Raw genomic sequence first — 24,100 nt, 5'->3', positions numbered from 1 at the left:
GTGGCTCCCTGTCGCGGTCAGGCCGAGGGCTCGTCCGGAGCGGGATGCTCGGGATGGACGGTGGCCGAACGGGGACCGTCCCGCCGCCCTGTACCGGCCTCGTCGGTGTCCGGCACCCCGTCGTCCGCCTCTTCGGCCTCCACGTCCGGAACCGGAATGTCCAGCGGATCCTCGCCCTCGCCGACCTGCTGGTCGGGCAGATCCCGCGGCACGGGCCCGCCGCCCTGACCTGCGTCATGCCGATCGGCCACGGCACACTCCCTTCACGTCGTTCGAGCGAGACGCGAGTACCTCCGCCGGTGACCACCGAAACCTGGGGGTGCGCCCCGATAGGGGCGCGGGGCTGTGTCGATATGCGGCTCCGCCACGTGGGCGCGACAAGCCACGACGACGACGCGGACGGCCCAGAGCCCTCCGCGGCACTCTCAGAGTCGCTCCTCCAACGCCGTCCGCCACGCAGGCACGGGCCCCTCGGGCACCGGCTCAAGCCGCCGCCCGCCCCGGGCAAAGAAGTCGGCCAGAGGCAAAATCGCCGCCCCGACGGTGACCGCGTCGGGCCCGAGCCGCCCAAGCTCAATGCTCACCTTCTCGGCCGGATGCCGCAGCGCATACGAGGCCGCATACCGCCGCACCGCAGGCAGGAACCGCGCCCCCAGCTGAAGCCCCGCCCACCCCCCGATGAGAATCCGCTCGGGCTGGAACAGGTTGATCAGGTCGGAGAGCCCGGCTCCGAGATACTCGGCGGTCTCCTCCAGCACGGCCAGGGCGACCGGATCGGCCTCGCCCCCCTCGACCGGGTAGGCCGAAGCAAGCATCGCCGTGAGCGCCGACTCCTCGTCCGCCCCCTCCGGCGGCTGCCCACCCTCCTCGCGCCACCGCTCCAGCAGGGACTCCGCCCCCGCATAAGCCTCCAGGCAGCCCAGCGCACCGCACCGGCAGCGGCGCCCCCTGACCCGTACCGTCAGATGGCCCCATTCGACCGCCCGCCCGTTCTCCACCTCCGGCGTGACGAGGCAGGCGCCGACGCCGGAGCCGAACAGCACGACGATCGCGTTGCGCGCCCCGCGCCCCGCGCCGAACCACATCTCGGCCTGGCCGAGGGTCTTGGCGCCGTTGTCGATGAAGTACCGGACGCCGTTCGGGAGTCGGGAGGAGGAGCGGAGCAGTTCCTCCAGCGGGACGGCGTCCCAGCCGATCGTCTGCCCGTGCACGACGGCGCCGCGCTCCTCCGGGGTGCGCTCCACGATGCCGGGGACGCCGATGCCGACGCCGAGGAGCTGTTCGGGGCCGATGGCGGAGCCGGCGAGCACCTCGGCGATCCCGTCGCGGATGTGGCCGACGATGACCTCGACGTCGTAGCGCTGCTGTTCCAAGGGCCGCTCGGCGCGGGCGAGTTCGGTGAGGGTGAGGTCGAACAGCTCGATGCGCACCCGGGTCTCGCCGACGTCGACGCCGATCATGTGGCCGGCGCCGGGTGCCACGCGCAGCAGGGTGCGGGGGCGGCCGCCGTCGGAGTCGACGCTGCCGGCCTCCTCGACCAGGCCGTCGGCGACCAGGTCCGCGACGACGTTGCTGACCGAGCCGGAGCTCAGCCCGGTCACCGGGCCGAGCTCGAAGCGGCTGAGGGGTCCGTCGAAGTAGAGCCGCTGCAGCACGACCGCGCGGTTGGCCCGCCTGAGGTCGCGTACCGTGCGCCCGTTCCGCCCCGCCATGTGGTTCCTTTCGCGCCCTGTCCGACCTGCAACATACCTCTGCGGACAGGCTTGGCGCGACATTCCTCCAACCCTTAGTTCACGATGTGAGCTAAGAGGTGGCCTCCTCGATCTCGTCCAGGGCGGCCACGAGTTCCGGCGCGACCGCCTCCTCGCGCCACCGGATGTCCCCCTCCCCCATCGCCCGCGGCACGGTCTCCACCAGCATGATCAGGTAGAGGTAGGCGCGGTAGAGGGCGAGGCGCAGGAGGGCCGGGCGGTCGAACTCGGCGCGTCCGCCGCCGTCCCGGTAGCCCGAGAGGAATGCCTCGTCCTTCCTGATGTCCCCCAGCAGCGCCAGGGAGACGAACTCGGCCAGCGGGTCGCCCCAGAACATGCGCTCCCCGTCGATGAGCCCGCCGATGCGAAGGGAGTCCGCCGAGCGTTCCACGAGGATGTTGCCGTCCCACAGGTCGAAGTGGACGAGCGCGGGGGCGGTGACCTCGTCGAGGGCGTCGTACGCGGCGCGGAGCGTGCCTTCGATCTCGTCGACGGGTCTGGGCAGCCGGGCCGAGAAGCGGCGGGCGTCGTCGAGGATCGCCTCCAGCATTCCGCTGAAGGCGGTCCGCCAGTCGGGGGCGAGGGGGCCGAGCGCTCCGGACGGGTAGCCGAAGGCGGTTCCGGTGACGCGGTGCAGGGCGGCGACCTGGCGGCCCAACTCCGCGCGCAGATATGCCCGTTCGGCCTCCGTGAGGGATCCGTCCCACGGGTCGCCGGGACATGCGGTCATCAGGAGTACGGAGCTGTCGTCGTCGAGGGTGACGAGCCGGGGCGCCGGCACCCCGGCCGTTTCGGCGCAGCGGTAGAACTCCGCCTCGGCGACGAGGAGCCGGCTCTCGTAGCGCAGTCCGGGGGTGTCCGGGGCGACCTTCAGCACGTAGCGGCTGCCGTCGGTGAGCCGGAGTTCCTCGACGGTGTTGTAGGTGCCACCGGTGAGGGGGCGCAGGTGGGCCAGCCGGCCGGGAGGGATCTGTGCGCCCTCCAGGATGCGTCGGGCTCTCTCCCAGGAGTCCACCACCGTGCGCCCACCTCTCCCCTCGGTCAGCCGGCCGCGTACACGTCCTCGATGTAACGGCCGTGCGCGATCAGTGCGTCGAGCCACGCCTCGGCCGCCGTGTGGTCGGCTCCGGGCGTGCGGTCCCGGTACAGCGTACGGAACGCGTCCCGCACGCCCGGCGCCATTTTCGAACCGTCGCCGCAGACGTACACCCGGGCCCCGGCGTCGAGCAGCTGCCAGACCTCGTCAGCCTCGGCGGCGATGCGGTGCTGCACGAAGGTCCCCGCGGTGCTGAAGGCCGGGCGGAGCGACACCGCTCCGGCGGCCTCGGCAGTGCGCAGTTCCTCGGCGTGCAGGAAGTCCGCGTGGGGTGCGTCGCAGCCGAAGTAGCAGAGAGCGGGGGCGAGTTCGGTGCCCGCGGCGAGGGCGGCCGTGCGGTCGGCGACGGTTCCCCGGAAGGGGGCCAGGCCCGTGCCCGCCGCGATCATGATCACCGGGGCGGAGTGGTCCACCCGGAAGGCCTCCCGGCACGGCTGGACCCGGGCGAGGATCGTCTCGCCGGGAGCGACGGCGGCGAGGTGCCCCGATCCGGTCCCCCGGTAGACGCCCTTGCCGGAGCGTGCGGGGGCTTCGAGCAGGGAGATCATGAGGTCCACGTGGTCCGCGTCGACGGCGGGCGAGGAGGAGATGGAGTAGTGGCGGGGCCGCAGCGGGGTGAGGATCTCCAGGACCTGTGGCCAGTCGAGGGCGCCGCGCAGGGCCTGGTGGTCCTCGATCAGCTCGACGAGGGTGCGCGGGTCGTCGGCCGGGAGGGCGGCCAGGGCCGCGCGCTCGGGCGGGCAGGGGTTGGCGGCGGCGAGCGCGGCCAGCTGGGCAGGCGTCGGCCGCTCCTGCAACTCGATGTGGTGTGCGAGAAGTTGACGTACCGTCAAGGGACGGTCGATCGCCAGGCCGTCACGGCGGGGGCGGGTGGCGCGGATGTCGAGGACGGTGTCGGGGTCGACGCCGAGTGCGGTGGCGGCGCGGTCGACGAGCGCGGGGGCGTTGACGGGCAGCACGGTGAGATGGTCGGCGGTGCGGTAGGCGGTGCCCTCCGGCAGGGCGACGCGGACGAAGCGCTTGCGGCGCGGGTGGCCGGGGGCGGTGAGGTCGTACGCCTCGGTGACGGTCATGGGAAGGAGCCCGTGCCGTTCGGCGAGGACGTCCAGGGGGCCGCCGGCGAGGGTGCGGACCTCGTACGCCGCGGTGGGCTCGTCGGCGGGGGCGGTGGCGTCCGGGTCGCCGTACTGCTCCAGCAGCGCCGTGCGCAGGCGGGCCGTGAAGTCCCTTACGGCCCCGGTGAGATCGCCCGAGGCGTCGGCGGCGGCGCGGTCGACGAGGCGGGTGGCGCCGAGTTCGGCGAGGCGGTCGTCGATGCGGGTGGGGACGTGCTGGTAGGTGGCGGCCCAGTTGCGGTCGCCGACGCCCAGGACGGCGTAGGTGACGTCCGTCAGGTCGTGGGTGTCCTCCAGCCGGGCGGCGAAGGCGGTGGCGTCGTCGGTGGGCCGGCCGTTGTAGGAGGCGGCGGTGATGACGACGGGCCGGTCGGTGGGCAGGCCTCCCGCGTAGGCGTCCAGCGGTGCGATCTCGGTCTCGCAGCCGATCCCGGCGGCCTCGTCGGCGAGCCCGGCGGCGAACTCGCGGCAGGTTCCGTAGTTGCTGCCGTGCAGGAGGAGGACGCCGGTGCCGGGGCGGACGCGTGCCGGGAGGGCGTGCGGGTCGGGGCTGTGCGTGGTCTCGGTCGGGCGATTTCCGGGGAGGACGCCGTGTTGGCGGTCGGCGGTGGTGCGCGGGGTGAGGGTCAGGGTGAAGCCCTCGGGCTTGAGGGTGAGGGTCTCCTTGACGTGGAGCGCGTAGTCGGCATGGTCGTGCAGACGGTAGCGGTGCACCAGCATCGCCAGCAGCATGGTCGCCTCGTGCAGCGCGAACTGCCGCCCGATGCAGGCGCGTTCCCCGGTGCCGAACGGCTTGAAGGCGTGCACCGGGCGGGCCGCATCCGCCTCGGCGGTGAACCGGGAGGGGTCGAACAGCTCGGGGTTGTCGCCCCAGACGGGCTGGCGGTGCAGCATCGGGGCGAGCACGGTGACGGCCTGACCGGCGGGCAGCGGGATCCGGCCGCCGAGCAGGGTGTCCTGGAGGGCGTGGCGGCTGAAGGCGGCGGCCGTGGGCCACAGCCGCAGGGCCTCGTTGAGGACCTGGCGGGTGTAGGTGAGCCTGCCGATCTCGTCGTACGTGGGCTCGGGGTCGGCCCGGTCGCCCCACAGGGCGTCGGCCTCGCGCTGGACGAGCTGGAGCGCGGTGGGGTGCTTGGCCAGGTAGTACAGGGCGAAGGACATGGCACCGGAGGTCGTCTCGTGGCCCGCGATCAGGAAGGTGATGACCTGGTTGCGGATGTTGGCGGTGTCCAGGGTGGTGCCGTCGGCCGGATGTGCGGCGGTGAGCATGAGGCCGAGGAGGTCCTCGGCACCGCTCTGGTCGGTGCCGGAGCGGGAGGCGATGACGTCGTCGACGACCTGGGCGAGGTAGGCGGAGTCGTCCCGGAAGGCGGCGTCGGCGGCCGAGTGGTCGCGGCCGGGGGTGCGGGCGAGCCGGGTCATGCTCCATTCCAGGCAGCGGACCATGGACTCGACGAAGGGGTGGGGTTCGTCCCGTCCGAAGGACCCGAAGTCGTAGCCGAATCCGGCGAGTCCGATGGTGTCGAGGGTCATCCGGGTCATGTCGTCAGGGACGTTGACCGGCTGGCCGTCACGGGCGGCGCGGTCCCAGGACGCGATGAGCCGCTGGGCCACCTTGAGCATCACGGGGTGGTAGGTGCGCATCGAGCCGAGCGCGAAGGCGGGCATCAGGATGTCATGCGCCCTGGCCCAGTTGGGCTCGTCGTTGTACGCGGTGAACAGGCCGTCGGCAGTGAACTCGCGGACGTTCTCCAGCGCGGGCCCGACATGCTTGGCGAACCGGGTCTCGTCGGCGAGGTCGGCCACCAGGTCCAGGTCGCCGACGAACAGCGTGTCGCGCCCGTGCAGACGCCGCAGGAGGACCGGGCCGTGCTCACGCATGAGGTCCATGACCTGCTGGATGGGGGTGCGGCCGGGCCCGGTTGCGGTGATGTCCACGAGGGGGACGCCGGGGAGGGGGGCCGCGGTGTGGGGGGTCAGGGCGGTGGGGGGCATGGCGCGACAACTGCCTTTCGCGGTACGGAGGTACTGCGATCAAGGTTGGTCGAGCGGATCCGGCCGTCCGCGCCACGGGACTACATGATCGTGTAGTCAAGAACGTGCCTGGGGGCTTGCGGAGGCCCTCAGGAGGGGTTCTCGTCCTCCGTCGCGGGGCCGGGCGGCCGGGCGGTGGTGCCCCGCGGGATCAGACGGGTCGGCAGGACGATGTGCCGCTCGTGGTCCGCCTCGGGGTCGTTGATCAGGCGCAGGACCAGCTCGCCGGCTACGCGGCCCATCTCGGAGGGCGACTGGGCCACCGTGGTCAGGTCGAACCACTCGGCCAGCGGCTGGTCGTCGAAGCCGAGGACGGACATCGCCTCAGGCACCTCGATCCTGGCCTTGCGCAGGGCCGTGATCAGGGTGGCGGCGAGCTCGTCCTGTTCGGCGAAGACCGCGGTGGGCGGCTCACGCAGGCCGAGCAACTGCCCCAGGGCCTCGGCGACGGCGCGCTTGTCCTCGGCGCGGGCGGACACCACCAGGGAGTCGTCCAGGGCGATGCCCGCCTCGGCGAGCGCCTGCCGGTAGCCGTGCAGCCGCTCGTGCGAGCTGAAGGAGAAGCCGGTGGCGCCCGGGCTCTGCACGAAGGCGATGCGGCGGTGGCCCAGGTTCAGCAGGTGCCGGGTGCCGCTCAGGGCACCGGCCGCGTCGTCGACGTAGACGCTCGGGCGTCCCTCGGCGTGCTGGCTGACGTAGATGACCGGCATCCCGAGGTCGTCGAGCCGTGCGCTCTCCTCCTCGGTGAGGTCGAAGCAGTGGACGAGCAGGGCGTCGGCGTTGCGCCGGGCCGGCAGCTGTTCGAAGAACGAGGCGCGTTCGGCCAGGTCGGGTATCACGTAGAGGGCCAGTTCCATGTCCGCGGCGCGCAGCAGCGGGCCCAGGCTCGACAGGGCCGAGCCCATGAACCACGACTTGAGGGTGGGCACCAGCACCGCCACCACTCCGGTCCTGCCGGTCACCAGGCTGGAGGCCTGCCGGGAGACCGCGAAGTTCAGCTCGCGTGCGGCCCGTTCGACGCGGGCGCGGACGTCCGGCGAGACGCTCGACAGTCCGCGCAGTGTGCGGGAGACGGTGGATGTGGAGACCCCGGCCCGTTCGGCGACATCGGCCATCGTGGGGTGCCGTTGAGCTGCTGGCATGGGCGGACGTTAGCACAAGCGTGCACTGATCCGCCCAGCTTTGTGACAGCGCTGTCACGGCATTACTTCCGCGTAACGCATTGACGTGCCGCCTGGCTTGCTCCTAGCTTGCAAGCGTTGTCTCAGCAGAAACCAATTACTTGAGCAGAGCTCACCTCTATACGTTCTGACCTGCATATTTTTTCTCTGCAATCGCTGCCCGGGAGTGACCTTGAAGAAGAGGAAGACCAGAGCGTTGCGGCGCTCCGGTGCGCTGTGCGCGGGGATGGCCGCCGTTGCCGCGTGCGGCACCGGCGGCGGCTCGGTGTCGAGTACGGGGCGCGGCCCCATCACCTATGTCGCCGGTGCCGACAACACGGGGACCGTCCAGGCGGTGCTCGACCGCTGGAACAAGCTGCACCCGGGCGAGAAGGTCACCTTCGTCCAGCTGCCCACCGATCCCGATGCGCAGCGGCAGCAGATGATCCAGAACGCGGCGACGAAGTCGGACGCCTTCACCGTGCTGTCCCTGGACGTCGTGTGGACCTCGGAGTTCGCGGCGCACCGCTGGGTGGACCGGTTGCCCGAGGACCGCTTCCCGCTGAGCCGGATGCTGAAGCCGATCGTCGCGACCGGCATGTACCGCGGCGGCCTGTACTCCGTGCCGGCCAGTTCGGACGGCGGCATGCTGTACTACCGCACCGATCTGCTCCAGCAGGCAGGCATCGGCCGACCGCCGGTCACCTGGGCGGAGTTGAAGGCGGACTGCGCCAAGGTGCGCAGGCTGCCCGCGGCCAAGGGTGTGTCCTGTTACGCGGGCCAGTTCCAGAAGTACGAGGGCCTGACGGTGAACTTCGCGGAGGCGGTGAACTCCGCGGGCGGGGTCGTCACCGACGCCCGGGGACGCCCGCATCTCGACACCCCGCAGGCCAGAAAGGGCCTGGACTTCCTGGTCAGTTCCTTCCGGGACGGCACCATCCCCAAGGAGGCCGCCACCTACCAGGAGGAGGACGCCCGCCGCGCCTTCCAGTCCGGCAGGCTCGTCTTCGAACGGCAGTGGCCGTACATGTATCCGCTGGCGAACAAGACGGACGGCTCCAGCAAGGTCGCAGGCAAGTTCGCCGTCGCACCGCTGCCCGGTCTGAACGGGCCCGGTGCCTCCAGTCTCGGCGGCCACAACCTGGCGCTGTCCGCCTCGGCGAAGAACAAGGCCACCGCACTCGACTTCATCCGTTTCTTCACCAGCCAGGACACCCAGCGCTTCACGCTGGCCTACGCGCCGGCGGCGCCCACGTACCAGGCCCTGTACCAGGATCCGCGCCTGGTGAAGAAGTATCCCTACCTCCCCGTCCTCAAGCAGTCGATCCTGCATGCGGTGCCACGGCCGCGGGTCTTCGGCTACGGCGATGTCACCGCGGCCGTGCAGCGGGAGGCGTTCGCCGCGCTCACCGGAGCCAAGAGCAGCGCGAGCGCGCTCAGGGACCTGCAGAAGGACCTGCAGCAACAGGCGGCGGGGCAGTGAGGAGACACGACATGGTGACCACCCACAACCCGCCGGACAGCCTCGACCGGCCGGAAGTGAAGACCCCCGGCAGCGCCGGCCGGGCCCTGCGGGACCGCCGCCGCAGAGCCACCTCCGGCGAGGGCAGGCTCGGCGCCCTGCTCGTCTCGCCGACGCTGCTGGTCCTGGCGGTCGTCGTGCTCTATCCGACGATCGTGGCGCTGAAGGACTCCTTCTACGGCACCCCGGGCCTCGACCCCAGGACGGGGTTCGTGCGCGACCACGATCCGTTCGTCGGGGCCGACAACTACACCGCGATCTTCGGAGCGGCGGGCGACCGCTTCTGGAACGCCTTCTGGAACACGACCTTCCTGACCGTCACCACGGTCACCCTGGAGACGGTGCTCGGCATCGCGATGGCGCTGATCATGCACCGTGCGCTGCGCGGCCGGGCGGTCGTCCGCGCGTCCATCCTGGTGCCGTGGGCGATCCCCACCGCCGTCACGGGTCTGCTGTGGCGCTGGATCTTCAACAGCGACGGCGTGGCCAACGCCCTGATCGGCCGGCAGATCCTGTGGACCACCGAGGGGTTCCACGCCAAGGTCGCGGTCATCGTGGCCGATGTGTGGAAGACGGCTCCGTTCATCGGGCTGCTGGTGCTGGCCGGGCTCCAGGTGATCTCCAAGGAGGTGTACGAGGCGGCGCGGATGGACGGGGCGGGCGCGCTGCGCCAGTTCTGGAGCATCACGCTGCCGCTGGTCAAGCCGGCACTGCTGGTGGCCGTGCTGTTCCGTACGCTCGACGCGCTGCGCATGTTCGACCTGCCGTACATCCTGATCGGCGCACAGAAGACGTCCGTGGAGACGCTGTCCATGCTCGCCCAGGACCAGGCCGCGAACGTGCGGTTCGGGCCGGCCGCCGCCTACGCGGTGATCCTTTTCGTCTATGTCTTCCTCATCGCGTTGGCGTTCGTGCGGCTGCTGGGCGCCGACGTGGTGCCGCGCCGCCACAAGGAGGTGGCCGCATGAACCCCACCGCCCTGCACCCGGTCCTGCGCAGAGCGCTGCTCTGGCTCGGGGTCACCGCGGTCGTCGCCTACTGCCTGGCACCCTTCTACTGGATGCTGGTCTCCAGTCTGCGCCGCACCTCGGACATCTTCGACAACTCCCTGTTCCCCGCGCGGATCTCGTTCGAGAACTACCGTGCCGTGCTCGACCCGTCCGAGAACTTCACCCGTGCCCTGTTCAACAGTCTTGTCGTGGCGGGCATCACGACCGTATGTGCACTGCTGCTGGCGACGTTCACGGCGTATGCGATGGCGCGGCTGGAGTTCCGCTTCAAACGGTTCGTGCTGACGCTGATCATCGCCACGTCGATGTTCCCGGTGGTGTCGATCGTGGTGCCGCTGCTGAAAATGTTCGTCGGCTTCGGCTGGATCAACACCTACCAGGCGATGATCGTGCCGAGTCTGTCCTTCACGCTGCCGCTCGCGGTGTGGAATCTGACGGCGTTCTTCCGGCAGATGCCCGACGAGCTGGAGCACGCGGCCATGATCGACGGCTGCACCCGTGCCCAGGCCTTCCGCCGCGTCATCATCCCGCTCGCCGCGCCCGGCATCTTCACCACCGCGATCATCACCTTCATCGCCGCCTGGAACGAGTTCCTGATCGCGCTGTCGATGACGAACAAGCCCGACATCCAGACCGCGCCCGTCGCGATCTCCAAGTTCGCCGGGGCGACCCAGTTCGAGACGCCGTTCGGCAGCCAGATGGCCGCCGGGGTCCTGGTCACGGTTCCGCTCGTGGTGGTGGTGCTGCTGTTCCAACGCCGGATCGTGGCCGGCCTCACGGCGGGCGCGGCGAAGTAGCCCCCTTTCCCCACTGATGTACCCCACTGATGTACGAGGAGTACGCACCCCTATGTCCACCAGCACCGCACCTTGGTGGCGCGACGCCGTCATCTACCAGGTCTACGTCCGCAGTTTCGCCGACGGCAACGGGGACGGCGTCGGCGACATCGCGGGCATCCGCTCCCGGCTGCCGTATCTGAAGTCGCTCGGCGTGGACGCGATCTGGATCAACCCCTGGTACAAGTCACCGATGGCCGACCACGGTTACGACGTCGCCGACTTCCGTGAGATCGATCCGCTGTTCGGCACGGTCGCCGAGGCGGAGCAGCTCATCGAGGAGGCGCACCGGCACGGCATCCGCGTGATCCCCGACATCGTGCCCAACCACACCTCTGACCAGCACGCCTGGTTCCAGGCGGCGTTGGCCGCCGGGCCCGGCAGCCCGGAGCGGGAGCGCTACGTCTTCCGTGCCGGCCGCGGGGCGGACGGCGCCGAGCCGCCCAACGACTGGGTGTCCTGCTTCGGCGGCCCGGCCTGGACCCGGCTGCCCGACGGGGAGTGGTACCTGCACCTGTTCGCTCCCGAGCAGCCCGACCTCAACTGGCAACACCCGCAGGTGCGGGCGGAGTTCGAGTCGATCCTGCGGTTCTGGTTCAGCCGGGGTGTGGACGGCTTCCGTATCGACGTCGCGCACGGGCTGATCAAGCATCCCGAGCTGCCCGACCTGCCGCCCCGCCCGGAAGTGGCGCCGGACGGTCCGCGGCGGCATCTGGACCATCCGCACTGGGACCGGGACGAGGTGCACGACATCTACCGGGCCTGGCGCCGGGTGGCCGACGAGTTCCCCGGTGACCGCTCGTTCGTCGCCGAGGCCTGGGCGGACACTCCGGAGCGGCTCGCCGCCTACGTCCGCCAAGACGGTCTGCACACGGCGTTCAACTTCGACTTCCTGATGTCGAGTTGGGACGCGAAGGAGCTGCGGGCCGTCATCGACGACTCCCTCGCCATGCTCGGCGCGGTGGGCGCTCCGGCCACCTGGGTGCTGTCCAACCACGACGTGATGCGCCATCCCAGCCGCTACGGCCGCAAGGTGGTCCGGCGGTGGGTCGCCAACGAGCCCTACCGGCCCGAGGGCCCCCTGGATCTGGCCCTGGGCACCCGGCGCGCCCGCGCCGCAGCCCTGCTGATGCTCGCGCTGCCCGGCGGCGCCTACATCTACCAGGGGGAGGAGCTCGGGCTGCCGGAGGTCGAGGACCTGCCCGAGCCCGTCCTCCAGGACCCGGTGTGGGAGCGCTCCGGCCACACCGACCGCGGACGCGACGGCTGCCGGGTGCCGATCCCGTGGTCGGGGCGCAGTGCCCCGTACGGCTTCAGCCCGGAGGGCACGACGGCCGAGCCCTGGCTGCCGCAGCCGGACGGCTGGGCGGATCACAGCGTGGCCGCGCAGGACGGTGTCGAGGGCTCGATGCTGGAGCTGTACCGCGCCGCCCTGCGCCTGCGCCGCGACCATCCGGCCCTCGGTGACGGCGATCTGAGCTGGCTCGACGCTCCGGCCGGCGTCCTGGTCTTCCGCCGCGAGCCCGGCTTCATGTGCGTGGTGAACCTCTCGGCCGAGCCGTACCGGCTGCCTGAGCACACCTCGGTCCTGCTGGCGAGCGGCTCACTGGACGACGGTCTGCTGGGACCGGATCAAGCGGCCTGGCTCGCCACATGATTGTGTAGTGCACGCAGTGCGTGTCGCCGTCGTGCGTGTCGCCGTCGTGCGGGTGTCAGGAGGTCTTGGTGGAAGAGGGCCGTCGGGAGGCCGTGATGTGGCGCAATCGCGCCCTGACGCTCTTCGACCGGGTCTGTGTGCCCGTCGCGGTGTGCGACGCGTACGGCGCCGTCCTGCTGGCCAACCCGGCGATGGCGGCCGAGTGCGGTACGACTCCGGGGCGGCTGCGCGGCCGTGATGTGCTGGAGCTGTTCCGGCCGCAGGAGGCCACGCAGGTGGAGCGGATCGCGCAGGCGCTGCGGCTGCGGCACCGCTCGCGGTATCAGGTGTCGGTGTGCTGGGAGGGGCCGGGCGGCGGCGAGCGGTTCGGCGAGCTGACCGCCGACCCGGTCAGCGACACCGTGGAGGAGACGCCCGCCCTGCTGGTGATGCTACGGGTGCGGGGTGAACGCGAGCCGCTCGGCGAGGAACCCGTGCGGGTGGCGCCGGTGGAGGCCCGCATCCTGGCACTGCTCGCCGAGGGCGCCACCACCGCCAGGGCCGCCAAGGAGACCGGTCTCAGCGCGGACGGCGTCACCTATCACCTGCGACGGCTGTCGGCGCGCTGGGGCGCCTCGAACCGTACCGAACTGGTGGCGCGCGCCTATGCGCTGGGCGTCCTCACTCCCGGGGTGTGGCCGCCGGGCGCATAGGCGGTGCCCGACCCTTCGGGGGCGCCGAAGCGGGCGTACGCTGGACGGCCCGCCTGCCGGCCCGGGCCGCTCTGGCGACGGTCGCCCGCGACGCCGTCCTCCTGGTGCGCAGCCCCTTGCTGGAGCGGGTCAAGAAGTGCGAGAACCCGAACTGCTCACTGCTGTTCCTGGACGACTCCCAGGCGCGCCGCCGCCGTTGGTGCTCCATGGACCGCTGCGGCAACCTCGCGAAGGTCGCGGGCTACCGGTCCCGGACCAGGGGCGTCCCCCCGCGGTGAAGGTGGCCGGGGGGTTGCGGAGACGGGCGAGCGCGCCGTCCTGATCGGTGGCGTGCCGGAAACCGGAGTGGCGTGCGGTGACGGCGCTGGCCGTGGTGCTCGACAGTAATGCCGGGGCTGGCCGTGGCCGAGCTGGTGCGGCTGCGCCGCGATCGCCGGCGGTGCGCAGCGCTTCGGCGCGTCAGGACGCCGTAGGCGACCAGTGCGGGTCGCGGCCCAGGAAGGCGAGCAGCGCCTCGGCGCTGTCGTAGCCCGGCACAACCTCGCGTGCGGGCGCGAACACCTGGTAGGCGTCCCGGAGGTGATCGACCAGCCGCTCCGCCGCCGGCCGGATTCCCTCTGCCAGTTCCCCGGTCAGCGGACGGTCCTGGCCCGTGGCCACCGCGATGTCCCAGGCGTGCACCGCCGCGTCCATGGCGGCTGCCGCCGCGGCGAGCGGCACGGGCAGGGGGCCCAGCGGAGTCGGCGCCTGCTCGGCGTCGGCGGGCAGTCCCGCGTAGGCGTCCGCCACGGCACGCAGCACCTTGTCGAGCTCCGCAGCCGGGTCTCCGTCAAGGACGTCGGCCGGGTGGAAGGGGTCCGAGTCCGGGCGGCCGCCGGTGATCGCGAGTCCGTAGGCCTGCTGGTCGATCCGCGCATGGTTGAGGACCTGCCGTACCGTCCACTCGCTGCACGGCGTCGGTGCTCCCCACGCCGACTCCGGCACTCCGGCGACCACCTCGGCGAGATAAGCGTGCGCCTGCGTGAGAACCTCGATGCCCTGGGTGTGCTCCACGATTGTTCCCCTCCTGTCACCCTTCGACCGACATGAACAATCTAGGCTGCCTTGCGGACAGTTACGGTCCTCAATGACACGGTCCTCCAGGACAGGCCTTCAAGGGCAGGAAGGAGCTCGGCCCGAGGATGCGAGTGGTACGTGAGTGGACGGCGTCTCTCGTGCGCTTTGTGAAGCGCCGCCGGGATCCGATGGTCGTACAGACCCTGCGGTCGGCTGCCGCGGCGACGATCGCGTACGTCGTCGCACTGCGCCTGAGCCCCGAGCCCGCACCGCTCACCGCTCCGCTGACCGCGCTGCTGGTCGTCCAGGTCACCCTCTACGCCACCCTCACCAACGGCATCCGCCGGGTGAACTCGGTCGTGGCCGGCGTCCTCGTCGCGATCGCCTTCAGCCTTCTGGTGGGTCTGACGTGGTGGAGTCTGGCCCTGCTGATCGTGGCCTCGCTGGCCGTGGGGCGGCTGGTGCGCGTCGAGGAGTACGTGCCCGAGGTGGCGATCAGCGCGATGCTGGTGCTCGGGGTGACGACCCATGGGGACACGGCCTGGGCGCGGGTGGTGGAGACACTGATCGGCGCGGTCGTCGGATTCGGCTGCAATCTGCTGCTCGCGCCACCCGTGTGGGTGGACGAGGCCGGCGAGTCGATCGAGGGTCTGGCCCGCCGGGTGCGGCAGCTGATGCTGCGCATGGGCGAGGAGGCCGCCGGCCGCACGCCCGTCGAGCGGGCGACGGAGCGGCTGTACGAGGCACGTCGGCTGGATCACGACATCGTCGAGGTCGACGCGGCCCTGAGACAGGCCGAGGACAGCCTGCGGCTCAATCCCCGGGTACGGGAGGGCCTGCTGCACCGGGTGGTGCTGCGCACGGGCCTCGACACGCTGGAGATCTGCACGGTGGTGCTGCGGGTGCTGGCACGCACCCTCACCGACCTCGCCAAGGAACGCGATCCCGAGCCGCTGTTCGCGCCCGAGACGGGGGCCGCCGTGGAGCGGCTGCTGTCGGAGATCGCCGACGCCGTGGTGAGTTTCGCGGTCCTGGTCACCAGCCACGTCAGTGAGAGCGCCGAGTCGGCGGAGTCCCGGCTGGCCGCGGAGCTGCGGCAGGCCGCGGCCACCCGCGACAAGCTGGCCCAGTTGCTGCTTGAGGAGGTCCAGCGCGATGCCCGCAGCTGGCAGCTGTACGGGGCCGTGCTGACCGAGGTCAATCGCATCCTCGACGAGATGGACACCGAGCACCGCTCGCGCCGCCTCTTCGAGGAGCTGGACCGCAACTCCCGCGAACAGCGCGAGCGGATGCCGCGGCTGACCAGGCTGCGGGAGAGCCTGCGCGATTCCGAGCGGCTGCGGGTTCCGGAGGTGCTGCGCAGGAACCCCGACGGCACCGGGCGTCGTTCCAGGTGACGGAGTCACCGGAGCGGCGTACGCGTCCGGGACGGAGAGCAAGGGGGCGGGCGGATGACGGACCAGGGCGTGCGGATCGACGGGAACACCCTGCGGCTGCCGGGGGGTGTGGCGGTGCGGTTCGTGCGCACCCTGCGGCTGCCGGAGTCGGGCACTCATCCGCTGCCGCCGGGACTGGGCGAGTTCCCGGTGCGCCGGGTCGCGGACTTCCCGGACACGGTGCCCGAGCAGTGGCGTGCGCGGGGCGGTGTGATGCTGCCCGTGTATCTGCGCGAGGCGATGTGGCTGAGCTTCGGCGGGACCGTGGAGCCGGCCGCCCTGCAGGTCGGCGTCGGCAAGGTGTGCGCGGTCTCGGGGAAGCCGTGGAGCGACCGGCTGTCCAGGAAACCGCAGAACTACCTCGTGCTGCCCCGCCAGCCCTGGCTGGACGGCATCAACTCCGGGAAGGGCACGGTCCGCCAGTTCGTGGCGGTGCCGCTGGGCCTGGGGGCGACCGTCGAGGGCCAGGTCACGGGCGAGGAGACCTGGGGCGGCGTCCAGCTGCAGTCCTTCCCGCTCCGCGAGGGGAAGCTGGCCGAGTGGCGCGAGGAGGAGCGGCGCCGCACCGAGCGGCGGCGGACGAGCATGGCGGCCGGAGGCTACGGGGCGGCGCTGCCCATGGCGGCGGCCGCGCCGGGCGGCCCGGTGCCGGTGGGGGCTCCGGCAGGCGGTGCGCGTCCCGCCGCGGCCATGGGGCTCGGCGTCGGCGGTTCGATGCGGCAGGAGGTCTACCGGGACGACCGGCCGCTCGAGGACTGGGCGGAGGAGCCCGCCGGGCGGGTGTTCGTGCACCTGGTGACACCCCCGGAGTGGCGCCGCATCACCGGCGAGGCTCCCCCGCCGTCCCCCGTGGACCGTGCGGAGTACACCCGGGCCGGGCTGCCCTGGTACGACTACTACGACCAGGACGCGGAGGATCTCGCACCCACGGACACACTGGAGGGCGTGAAACCGGTCGGTGACTGGCTGGGCGACGACCAGGAGCCGTGGCAGGATCCCGCGCCGCACCAGGTCAAGCCGCTGAAGGACGCACCGGGCAAGCCCGTGGAGGACGGGGACTGGTAGAGCCGCACTCATTGCATCCTGCGCAACGCCCGTTGCCGTTCTTGCGCCCACCGGTGGGCACGGGTCATGGTGGCTTGTCACGAACGAGGCGAGCGACCACCTGAGGTGCGGACATGGGCAGTGGGACAGGAGCGGCCGGCGGCGCCTGGAACAGGCGCCGCTTCGTCGGCGTGCTCGCCGGAGCGGCCGCGGTGACAGCGCTGCCGGCACCCGCGCCGCCCAAGGACGCGGCCGCCCACACCTCCTCTCCGGTCCCCGACCGGGCGGCGCCCGCTGCCAAGCAGCCGTCAGCCCAGCGCAGCGCGCCGCACCCGGCCGAGAAGCCCTCCGGCCCCCAGCCGCTGTACATCGGCACGTACACCACGGTCGAGGGCGGCGGCACGGGCGTCGGACTCGCCACGTACGACCCCGCGTCCGGCCGCATCACCGGCACCGGAACCCTGACGGGCATCGTCAACCCGTCGTATCTCGCGCTCCACCCGGACCGCCGCACGCTGTACACGGTGAACGAGCACGACGACGGCGCCGTGACCGCCGTGCGCCTCGCCGACCGCAGGATCCTGGGTGCCCGTGGCACCGGCGGGGCGGGACCCTGCCACCTCTCCGTGCATCCCAGCGGCCGCTGGCTGCTGAGCGCCAACTACACGTCGGGCAGTGTGGCCGTGCACCCGATCGACAACTCGGGCGCACTGGGCGAGCGCACGGACGTGGTCACGCACTCGACTCCGGCCCCCGGGCCGGGCCAACAGGGCCCGCACGCCCACCAGTTCATCACCAGCCCCGACGGCGGCCATGTGCTCGCCGTCGACCTGGGCACGGACACCGTCTACACCTACCGCCTGGACGAGCGTCGCGGCACCCTCACCGAGGTCGCGCAGGCGCACACCCGGCCGGGCGCCGGTCCGCGCCACCTCACCTTCCACCCCGGCGGACGGCACGCCTATCTGGCCAACGAGGTCGACAACACGGTCACCGTCTGCGCCTACGAGCCCGCCACCGGACGGTTGGCGATCGGCGAGCCGCAGTCCACGGGCTCCGGCCCGGGCACCAACTACCCGGCGCAGATCCTGGTGACCGCCGACGGCTCCTACGCCTATCTCGCCAACCGCGGAGACAACAGCCTCGCGCGCTTCGCCGTCGAGGCGGACGGCGCCCGGCTGCGGCTGCTCGGCACGGTGCCGGTGTCGGGCGACTTCCCGCGCCAGATCGCCTTCTCGCCGGACGGGGGTCTGCTGTTCGCGGCGAACCAGAAGTCCGGCACGGTCAGCGTCTTCCACGTGGACGGCGAGAGCGGTGACCTGCGGCTCGCGGGCGAGCCGTTCGCCTCACCCGTCGCCGTCTGCGCGCTGCCGCTGTAGGGCGCGCGGGCAGGAGGCGGCACTGGCCTGCGCGAGCAGGACGTGCATGCGTTCGGTGAGCTGTCCGACGTCGTCGGCGGGCGTATGGAAGGGCAGTCGTACGTCGCCGTGGGCGCGGTTGCGCTCGATGCGCAGGGTCAGTCCGTGCCGGTCGACGGCGACGGGCCGGACGCGGACCGCGCCGTGCAGACTGGCGTGGTCGACGAGCCGGGTGAGCCGCTCGACGGCATCGGGGTGGCAGTCGGCGAGGTGGGTCAGCAGGTGCGCCTCGGCGAGGGCGAGCGGGTCGGGCTCGGCGGCGGCGAACTCGTCGAGGTCGACGGCCACTGCACCGGACGACTGCCGCAGCACGATCCGGGTCGGCCGGAACGCAAGGTGGCCGTCCTCGGGGAGGAAGTACCCGGCGAGCCAGAGCCGGGCGCGGATGCGGTGGCGTACCGGGACGGGTGCGACGTCGGCGAACTCCAGCACCGCATGGGGTTCGCCGCGGGGCGCGCAGATCGCGGCCGCGAGCAGGGCGCTGTCCTCGGGCACGTGCAGCAGCACCCGGCCGTCCTCGTCCACGCTGTGCGCGCCGACGAACTCCTCGCGGCCGCCGTCCGCGGTCACCGCGCAGGACCAGGCGGCGGCGAGTACCGACCTGGCCCGTTCGGCCGCGGCGGGCGCGGCCGTCCAGTTGGGACTGTCACCCATCCCAAACCTCCTTAGGTAAGCCTTGCCTAACTTACCCAAGATCGAGGTGTACGCCAACCACGGGGTGACCCAAGCGGTCGGCCTCAGGGGGCGATGACGCCCAGCAGCGCCCGGGCGCACAGGTCGCGCACCTGCTCCCGGGTCAGATCCGAACCCCGCAGCCACTCCAGGCAGACGGCCGTGGTGAAGGCCAGCCAGCCGCGGACGGCCAGCTTGAGGTCGGGGCGCTGCTGTGCGACCGGGCCGAGTTCGGGATCGGCGGCGAGCGTCGCCAGGATCTGCCGCTCCTGCGCGGCCAGTGCCCGCTGGTAGACCCGGCGGATGGCCTGGTCCCCCGCCGCGTCCGCCCGGTGGAAGGCACGGAAGCCGTGCGCATGGGTGTGGACGTACTCCAGGAAGATGTCGAGTCCGGCGGCGAGTTGCTCGCGCGCCGGGACCCCGGGCACGGCTGCCGTCATCTGTAGCATGCGTTCGCTCTGCCGCTCGACGACCGCGGCGAAGAAGTCCCGCTTGGTCGGGAAGTAGTGGTACAGCAGTCCGCGCGAGACCCCGGCGATCTCGGCGACCTGCTCGATCCACACCTCGTCGTACGGGCTCTCCGAGAACAGCCGCGCCCCCACCGCGAGCAGCTGCTCCCGGCGCTCCTCGGTGCTGAGCCGGCGGCGCGTGCGCTCGCCCTGGTTCGCGGCCATGCCCGCACTTTACTTGACGCCGGTTCAACAGCGGGATCAGACTGAAGCCGCTATTGAACCCACGTACAACAGATGCTCTGGACAGTTGCACGACAGCTCGACCTGCCGCTGATTCAAGGGAGAACGCGTCATGGCGGAGACGACGTCAGAGGCCCGGCCGGCGATACAGGCCACGCTTCCCAAGGGGTTCCGGGGCGCCGAACAGGGCTGGCCCGAGCTGCACCGCATTCCGCATCCCCCGCACCGGCTCCCCCTGCTCGGCGATGTGCTCGGCGCCGACCGGCGCGCGCCCGTCCAGGACTCCATGCGCTACGCACGGCAGCTCGGGCCGATCTTCCGGCGCAAGGCGTTCGGCAAGGAGTTCGTGTTCGTGTGGGGCGCCGATCCTGCGGCCGACATGGCGGACGAGTCGCGCTTCGCCAAGCACGTCGGCCTCGGGGTCGCCAATCTGCGGCCGGTCGTCGGGGACGCGCTGTTCACGGCGTACAACCACGAGCCGAACTGGCAGCTGGCCCACGACGTCCTCGCCCCGGGCTTCAGCCGGGAGGCCATGGAGGGCTACCACCCGATGATGCTGGCGGTGGCCGAGCGGCTCACCGACCACTGGGACCGCGAGCTGGCGGCGGGCCGGGCGGTGGACGTGCCCGGTGACATGACCAAGCTGACGCTGGAGACGATCGCGCGCACCGGGTTCGGGCACGACTTCGGTTCCTTCGAGCGGCCCCGGCTGCACCCGTTCGTGACCGCGATGGTGGGCACACTGACGTACGCCCAGCGGCTGAACACGGTCCCCTCGCCGCTGGCGCCCTTCCTGCTGCGCAGTGCCTCGCGCCGCAACGAGGGCGACATCGCGTATCTCAACCGCACGGTCGACGACCTGGTCCTGGCCCGTCGCGCATCCGGCGAGGGCGGCGGCGGGGATCTGCTGGACCGGATGCTGGAGACGGCCCACCCCGAGACCGGGGAGCGGCTGTCCGCAGAGAACGTGCGCCGCCAGGTCATCACCTTCCTGGTGGCCGGCCACGAGACGACCTCGGGCGCGCTCTCCTTCGCCCTGCACTACCTCTCCCGGCACCCCGAGATCGCAGCCCGCGCCAGGGCCGAGGTCGACGCCGTCTGGGGCGATGCCACGGTGCCCGGCTACGACCAGGTGGCCAAGCTGCGCTATGTGCGGCGGGTGCTGGACGAGGCGCTGCGGCTGTGGCCGACGGCGCCGGCCTTCGCCCGGGAGGCCCGCGAGGACACCGTGCTGGCCGGGGACCATCCGATGCGGCGCGGGGCCTGGGCGCTGGTCCTGACCGCGATGCTGCACCGCGACCCGGAGGTGTGGGGCGATGACGCGGAGCGGTTCGACCCGGACCGTTTCGACCCGAAGGCCGTACGGTCCCGGGCCCCGCACACCTTCAAGCCGTTCGGGACGGGCGCGCGGGCGTGCATCGGGCGGCAGTTCGCGCTGCACGAGGCCACGCTGGTGCTCGGTCTGCTGCTGCGTCGCTACGACCTGCGGCCCGACCCGGACTACCGGCTGCGGGTGACCGAGCGGCTCACCCTGATGCCGGAGGGGCTGCGGCTGCATCTGGAGCGGCGCAGCATCACCGCCGGGGTCTCCCCCGCCAAGGCCCTGGACGAGGCTCCGTCAGAGCCGCGCTGTCCAGTGCACGGGGCGGGTGAGTGACTCCGGCAGCCGGGTGCCGGCGCTGCCGCGGGCGGCGTTGAGCTGGGGCTGGGTGAGGAAGAAGGCGCCGGTCAGGTCGGCGTCGGTGAGATCGGCGTCGCGCATGTCGGCGCCGATCATGTCCGCGCCGCGCAGGTCGGCTCCGGTCAGGTCGGCGGCTATGAGGTAGGCGCCGCGCAGGTTGGCACCACGCAGGTCGGCGCCCTTGAGGCGGGCGCCCATCAGATCCGCGCCGCGGCGGTCCTTCTTGCGGCCGCGGGCGCCGGCACCGGCCCGTACCAGTTCGCTGGTCTTCAGCAGGAGCACGTTGACGTCCTGCCGGTGCGCGCCCACGTCCAACGCGGCCAGCTGCTCGGGGGTTCGGCGGGTGAGCTCCTCGGTCTTCCGCAGGGCGCGGCGCAGGTCGCCGTGGACGGGGCGGGCCGGGGACAGGGCGAGGGCTTCGGTGAGGTACCAGAGCAGTTCGTGCAGCTGCCGTACGACCGGGAACACGTCGAACATGCGCCGGGCGTCCGCCGGCGAGGCCGTGCGCCAGTCCTGTCCGCCGAAGGTGACCTGCGAGACCTTCTGGCCCGCGCCGAAGCAGTCGTAGACCGTGCAGCCGCTGAAGCCCTGCTGCCGCAGCCGGGCATGGATGCCGCAGCGGTGGTCCTCCCGCAGGTTCCGGCAGGGCGTGCCGGCCTGTTTGTCGATCGCGAAGTCGGCGGAGGCGGCGAAGGGCAGGGCGACACAGCAGAGACCGAAGCACCGCTCGCAGTCGCCGCGCAGCTCGGCCCGGTCGGCTGTCTGATCTGGCATGACGCCAAGCCTAACGGGGTGCGGCCGGGCGTTGTCGGTGGCCGTACGTACAGTCGTCGTATGGCGCTTTCACGCGAAGAACGGGAAGGTTTCCTTGCTGAACCGCAGGTGGCCGCGCTGGGCGTGGCCGCCGGTGACGACCGGGGGCCGTTGGTGGTGCCGATCTGGTACGCCTACGAGCGCGGCGGTCTGCCGTGGATCCTCACCGGCACGAACTCCCGGAAGATGGCCCTGATCAGGGCGGCGGGCCGCTTCAGTCTGATGGTCCAGCGCACGGAGCCGACGACCCGGTACGTGTCGGTCGAAGGGCCGGTCGCCGAGGTGGCCGAGGGAAGCGGCGCGCTTCACCGTGAGATGGCCGCGCGCTATCTGTCGGGGGCGGCACTCGACGAGTTCGTGGCCTTTGCCGAGGCCGAACTCTCCGATCACGTCGTGGTGCGTATGCGGCCGGAGCACTGGTTCGCCGCGGATCTGGGCACGACCGGGTGACGCGTGCCGTCCGCGGCCGTCAGCCGGACAGCAGCGCCCGCTCCCACTGCTCCTGGCGCTCTTCGATGTACTCGGCATCCCCGCGCCACGCGTCGCCGTGGCCTTCCGCCCAGAGCCTCGCCCACGGCTGGTTGCCCCGGTCCGACTGATCCCTGAGGAAGTCGTGCATGGCTCGGGTGCGGCGGCCCAGCATCGGTACGAGGGCGCGCCGTTCGGTCTCGTCGAGTCCGTAGGCGTCGGCGAAGAGACGCAGGCGGTCGGCGGCCTCGGGGGTCTGCCAGTCGGGGTGCGCGGACAGGGGCACGAAGCCGCGGATGGCGTAGGCGACGTCCCAGAGGCGGGAGCCGGGGGCGGCCGTGTCCCAGTCGATGATGGCCCACTCGTCCTCGCCGCCGACCACGAGGTTCCACGGCGCCAGGTCCTGGTGGGCGATGATGTCGGCGCCTTCCGCGGGAAGGAGCACCTGCCAGCGGGCGTCGGCCGGCGGCGTGAAGTCCTTCACGGCGTCGTGGAAGTCCCGGACCAGCCGGGCCACGCGGACCAGCCCCGCCGCCGGCTCCACCAGGGCGAACCGGTCGGGCCAGATCACGTCACCCGGCACGAAGGTGAGCACCTCGCGCCCCTGGTCGTCGATCCCGAGGGGTCGCGGGGCCGCCCGGAATCCGGCCTCGTGCAGATGCGTGAGCAGGGCGTGCACGGCGGGCGTCCAGGGCCCCGCGGGCCGACGCACGGTGTCACCGACACGGACGACACCGTCGCTGACGTTCCCACCGGACAGCGGCTGTTCGTCCTCGTGCACTGAAACTCTCCTCAACTTCCATGAGGCCGATCTGGACGGCCTCATCGCCGAAGTGGACCGCACTGCGCCACCGCCCACCGCCCCGGTGACCAGGAACAGCCCGACTGGCTGGCGCTGCTGACTGCCGCCGCCACCATATCCGGCCAACTCCAGGCACTGGCCGACGACTTGGTCGAGGACTACGTGGAGCACTGCCGGTCCTTGTGGAACACGGCTTCGGTGAGCGGCGGTCATGACCCCACCTGCTTGCTCGGGTCCGTGATGTGGTGGCGTGCAGCTTCGGTGTTCTCGATGCTCTCGACCAGCTTCGCGATCCTCGCCTGCTTCGCCTCGATGCCGCGGGCTATGAGCCGTAGGTGAGCCGACGACTCGGGCACGGTCGATTCAAGCTCCTCCAAGCGGCGTCGTTCGAGGGCGAGTTCCGTCCTGAGGCGTGCTGCCCGGTCCGGCGGGGCGGGCGGGGTCTCGCCGTTGAAGATCACGTTGTACTTGGGGCGTTCGGTCCAGACGGCCTCGCGTTCGGCTGCCTCCGCGTCGTCCGGGTACTCGATCCGTATCCCGACGACCTGCGACGCCCATGGCTGCTCCCGCAGGTGCGTGCGCACTCGGGTGAGCGGGGAGATCGAGATGCCGACGTAGAGCAGACCTTCCAGGCCGTACAGCCGGTACAACGCGGTGCGGCCCGCGGTGTGCAGACTGCCCTCCTCGTCGAACAGGCCACGCAGGAACTGCGAATCGACGTCGGCCATGACGCGGCCCCCTTCGCCTCGACGGGCACCGACTGTCCATGTCCCACGCTGCCACGCGGGTCTGACAGGGACTCCGCTGCGAATCCCGTCGAAAACGACCGGCGGGAAACCGAACCTCACCGATGAGTTTCCGGCGCTGTGGGGGTCTCCTCATTCAACGGAAAACAAGCTCGGCTATCACAGATACGAGCGCACTTCAGGCGGGAGCCAGACGGATCGAGGAGAGAGACCATGTGCAGTCACCGGCCACCGTGCCCCACCGCAGACAAGCCGGACCACCACAGCGCCGTGATCGTGTCGGCCCATCCCGAACAGGGCTGGAGCCTGCTGTGCAACGGGACGATCGTGTTCGAGGTTATGTCGATCTCTGATGCCTCTCGGCACCTGTGAGCTGGTAGTTCACGAGATGGACATGTC

Annotated in this window: 22 protein-coding genes and 1 pseudogene; 12 read left to right on the top strand and 11 right to left on the bottom strand. The window is 71.5% G+C overall.

What is annotated here, in order from left to right; genetic code table 11:
- Positions 1–17: 17 nt before the first annotated feature.
- From ABD355_RS17190 to ABD355_RS17170, 5 genes are all read right to left on the bottom strand, one after another.
- Positions 18–251: a hypothetical protein gene (locus ABD355_RS17190; RefSeq protein WP_344401261.1), complete on the bottom strand. Its 234-nt coding sequence runs from the start codon at positions 249–251 to the stop codon at positions 18–20.
- Positions 252–425: 174 nt separating this feature from the next.
- Complete coding sequence (locus ABD355_RS17185) at positions 426–1,712, bottom strand: ROK family transcriptional regulator (RefSeq protein WP_344401260.1); 1,287 nt, start codon at positions 1,710–1,712, stop codon at positions 426–428.
- A gap of 91 nt (positions 1,713–1,803) precedes the next feature.
- Positions 1,804–2,769: a phosphotransferase family protein gene (locus tag ABD355_RS17180; RefSeq protein WP_344401259.1), complete on the bottom strand. Its 966-nt coding sequence runs from the start codon at positions 2,767–2,769 to the stop codon at positions 1,804–1,806.
- 23 nt (positions 2,770–2,792) lie between these two features.
- Complete coding sequence (locus ABD355_RS17175) at positions 2,793–5,957, bottom strand: cytochrome P450 (RefSeq protein ID WP_344401258.1); 3,165 nt, start codon at positions 5,955–5,957, stop codon at positions 2,793–2,795.
- 128 nt (positions 5,958–6,085) lie between these two features.
- Positions 6,086–7,138, bottom strand: coding sequence for a LacI family DNA-binding transcriptional regulator (locus tag ABD355_RS17170; RefSeq protein WP_344401257.1), 1,053 nt, complete (start codon positions 7,136–7,138; stop codon positions 6,086–6,088).
- A 211-nt stretch (positions 7,139–7,349) separates the two neighbouring features.
- On the opposite strand from ABD355_RS17170, the gene ABD355_RS17165 reads away from it, so the two are divergent.
- From ABD355_RS17165 to ABD355_RS17140, 6 genes are all read left to right on the top strand, one after another.
- Positions 7,350–8,639: an ABC transporter substrate-binding protein gene (locus ABD355_RS17165; RefSeq protein ID WP_344401256.1), complete on the top strand. Its 1,290-nt coding sequence runs from the start codon at positions 7,350–7,352 to the stop codon at positions 8,637–8,639.
- 11 nt (positions 8,640–8,650) lie between these two features.
- Positions 8,651–9,646, top strand: a complete 996-nt coding sequence (locus ABD355_RS17160; RefSeq protein ID WP_344401255.1) for a carbohydrate ABC transporter permease — start codon at positions 8,651–8,653, stop codon at positions 9,644–9,646.
- Complete coding sequence (locus ABD355_RS17155) at positions 9,643–10,485, top strand: carbohydrate ABC transporter permease (protein ID WP_344401254.1); 843 nt, start codon at positions 9,643–9,645, stop codon at positions 10,483–10,485. The genes ABD355_RS17160 and ABD355_RS17155 overlap by 4 nt, the downstream gene beginning before the upstream one ends.
- Before the next feature lie 52 nt (positions 10,486–10,537).
- A complete protein-coding gene (locus tag ABD355_RS17150) occupies positions 10,538–12,181 on the top strand; it encodes a glycoside hydrolase family 13 protein (protein WP_344401253.1) in 1,644 nt (547 codons plus the stop codon).
- Between the two features lie 95 nt (positions 12,182–12,276).
- Positions 12,277–12,873 (top strand): PAS domain-containing protein, encoded by a 597-nt coding sequence (locus ABD355_RS17145; protein WP_425585768.1) that lies wholly within the window; start codon positions 12,277–12,279, stop codon positions 12,871–12,873.
- Complete coding sequence (locus ABD355_RS17140; protein ID WP_344401251.1) at positions 12,855–13,151, top strand: CGNR zinc finger domain-containing protein; 297 nt, start codon at positions 12,855–12,857, stop codon at positions 13,149–13,151. The genes ABD355_RS17145 and ABD355_RS17140 overlap by 19 nt, the downstream gene beginning before the upstream one ends.
- Positions 13,152–13,332: 181 nt before the next feature.
- Here ABD355_RS17140 and ABD355_RS17135 read toward each other — a convergent pair whose 3' ends face one another.
- Complete coding sequence (locus tag ABD355_RS17135) at positions 13,333–13,926, bottom strand: TIGR03086 family metal-binding protein (RefSeq protein ID WP_344401250.1); 594 nt, start codon at positions 13,924–13,926, stop codon at positions 13,333–13,335.
- 128 nt (positions 13,927–14,054) lie between these two features.
- On the opposite strand from ABD355_RS17135, the gene ABD355_RS17130 reads away from it, so the two are divergent.
- The 3 genes from ABD355_RS17130 to ABD355_RS17120 all read left to right on the top strand — a co-directional run bounded on the left by ABD355_RS17130 (position 14,055) and on the right by ABD355_RS17120 (position 17,788).
- Positions 14,055–15,326 (top strand): FUSC family protein, encoded by a 1,272-nt coding sequence (locus ABD355_RS17130; RefSeq protein WP_344401249.1) that lies wholly within the window; start codon positions 14,055–14,057, stop codon positions 15,324–15,326.
- Positions 15,327–15,380: 54 nt separating this feature from the next.
- Entirely contained in the window at positions 15,381–16,430 is a 1,050-nt protein-coding gene (locus ABD355_RS17125; RefSeq protein ID WP_344401248.1) for a hypothetical protein, read from the top strand.
- Positions 16,431–16,543: 113 nt separating this feature from the next.
- Positions 16,544–17,788: a lactonase family protein gene (locus tag ABD355_RS17120; protein WP_344401247.1), complete on the top strand. Its 1,245-nt coding sequence runs from the start codon at positions 16,544–16,546 to the stop codon at positions 17,786–17,788.
- On the opposite strand, the gene ABD355_RS17115 is transcribed toward ABD355_RS17120, so the two are convergent.
- Both ABD355_RS17115 and ABD355_RS17110 read right to left on the bottom strand, forming a co-directional pair.
- Complete coding sequence (locus tag ABD355_RS17115; protein WP_344401246.1) at positions 17,756–18,481, bottom strand: DUF2470 domain-containing protein; 726 nt, start codon at positions 18,479–18,481, stop codon at positions 17,756–17,758. The two genes, ABD355_RS17120 and ABD355_RS17115, sit on opposite strands and share 33 nt — an antisense overlap.
- Before the next feature lie 83 nt (positions 18,482–18,564).
- Positions 18,565–19,173, bottom strand: a complete 609-nt coding sequence (locus tag ABD355_RS17110; protein ID WP_123969512.1) for a TetR/AcrR family transcriptional regulator — start codon at positions 19,171–19,173, stop codon at positions 18,565–18,567.
- Positions 19,174–19,303: 130 nt separating this feature from the next.
- Between ABD355_RS17110 and ABD355_RS17105 the strand changes: the two genes are divergently transcribed.
- Positions 19,304–20,848: a cytochrome P450 gene (locus ABD355_RS17105; protein ID WP_344401245.1), complete on the top strand. Its 1,545-nt coding sequence runs from the start codon at positions 19,304–19,306 to the stop codon at positions 20,846–20,848.
- Here the strand turns inward: ABD355_RS17105 and ABD355_RS17100 are convergent.
- Entirely contained in the window at positions 20,810–21,646 is an 837-nt protein-coding gene (locus ABD355_RS17100) for a pentapeptide repeat-containing protein (RefSeq protein WP_344401244.1), read from the bottom strand. The two genes, ABD355_RS17105 and ABD355_RS17100, sit on opposite strands and share 39 nt — an antisense overlap.
- 60 nt (positions 21,647–21,706) lie before the next feature.
- On the opposite strand from ABD355_RS17100, the gene ABD355_RS17095 reads away from it, so the two are divergent.
- Entirely contained in the window at positions 21,707–22,135 is a 429-nt protein-coding gene (locus tag ABD355_RS17095) for a pyridoxamine 5'-phosphate oxidase family protein (protein WP_344401243.1), read from the top strand.
- Between the two features lie 19 nt (positions 22,136–22,154).
- On the opposite strand, the gene ABD355_RS17090 is transcribed toward ABD355_RS17095, so the two are convergent.
- Positions 22,155–22,913 (bottom strand): phosphotransferase enzyme family protein, encoded by a 759-nt coding sequence (locus ABD355_RS17090; protein ID WP_425585767.1) that lies wholly within the window; start codon positions 22,911–22,913, stop codon positions 22,155–22,157.
- Between the two features lie 251 nt (positions 22,914–23,164).
- Positions 23,165–23,683, bottom strand: a complete 519-nt coding sequence (locus ABD355_RS17085; protein WP_344401241.1) for a GIY-YIG nuclease family protein — start codon at positions 23,681–23,683, stop codon at positions 23,165–23,167.
- A gap of 231 nt (positions 23,684–23,914) precedes the next feature.
- Between ABD355_RS17085 and ABD355_RS17080 the strand changes: the two are divergent.
- Positions 23,915–24,037, top strand: a pseudogene (locus tag ABD355_RS17080) (DUF5999 family protein); the annotation flags it as partial.
- Between the last annotated feature and the right edge of the window lie 63 nt (positions 24,038–24,100).

The organism is Streptomyces longisporus (assembly GCF_039532765.1).
Taxonomy (GTDB): Bacteria; Actinomycetota; Actinomycetes; order Streptomycetales; family Streptomycetaceae; genus Streptomyces; species Streptomyces longisporus.
This window is presented reverse-complemented; position numbering and strand designations above follow the sequence as displayed.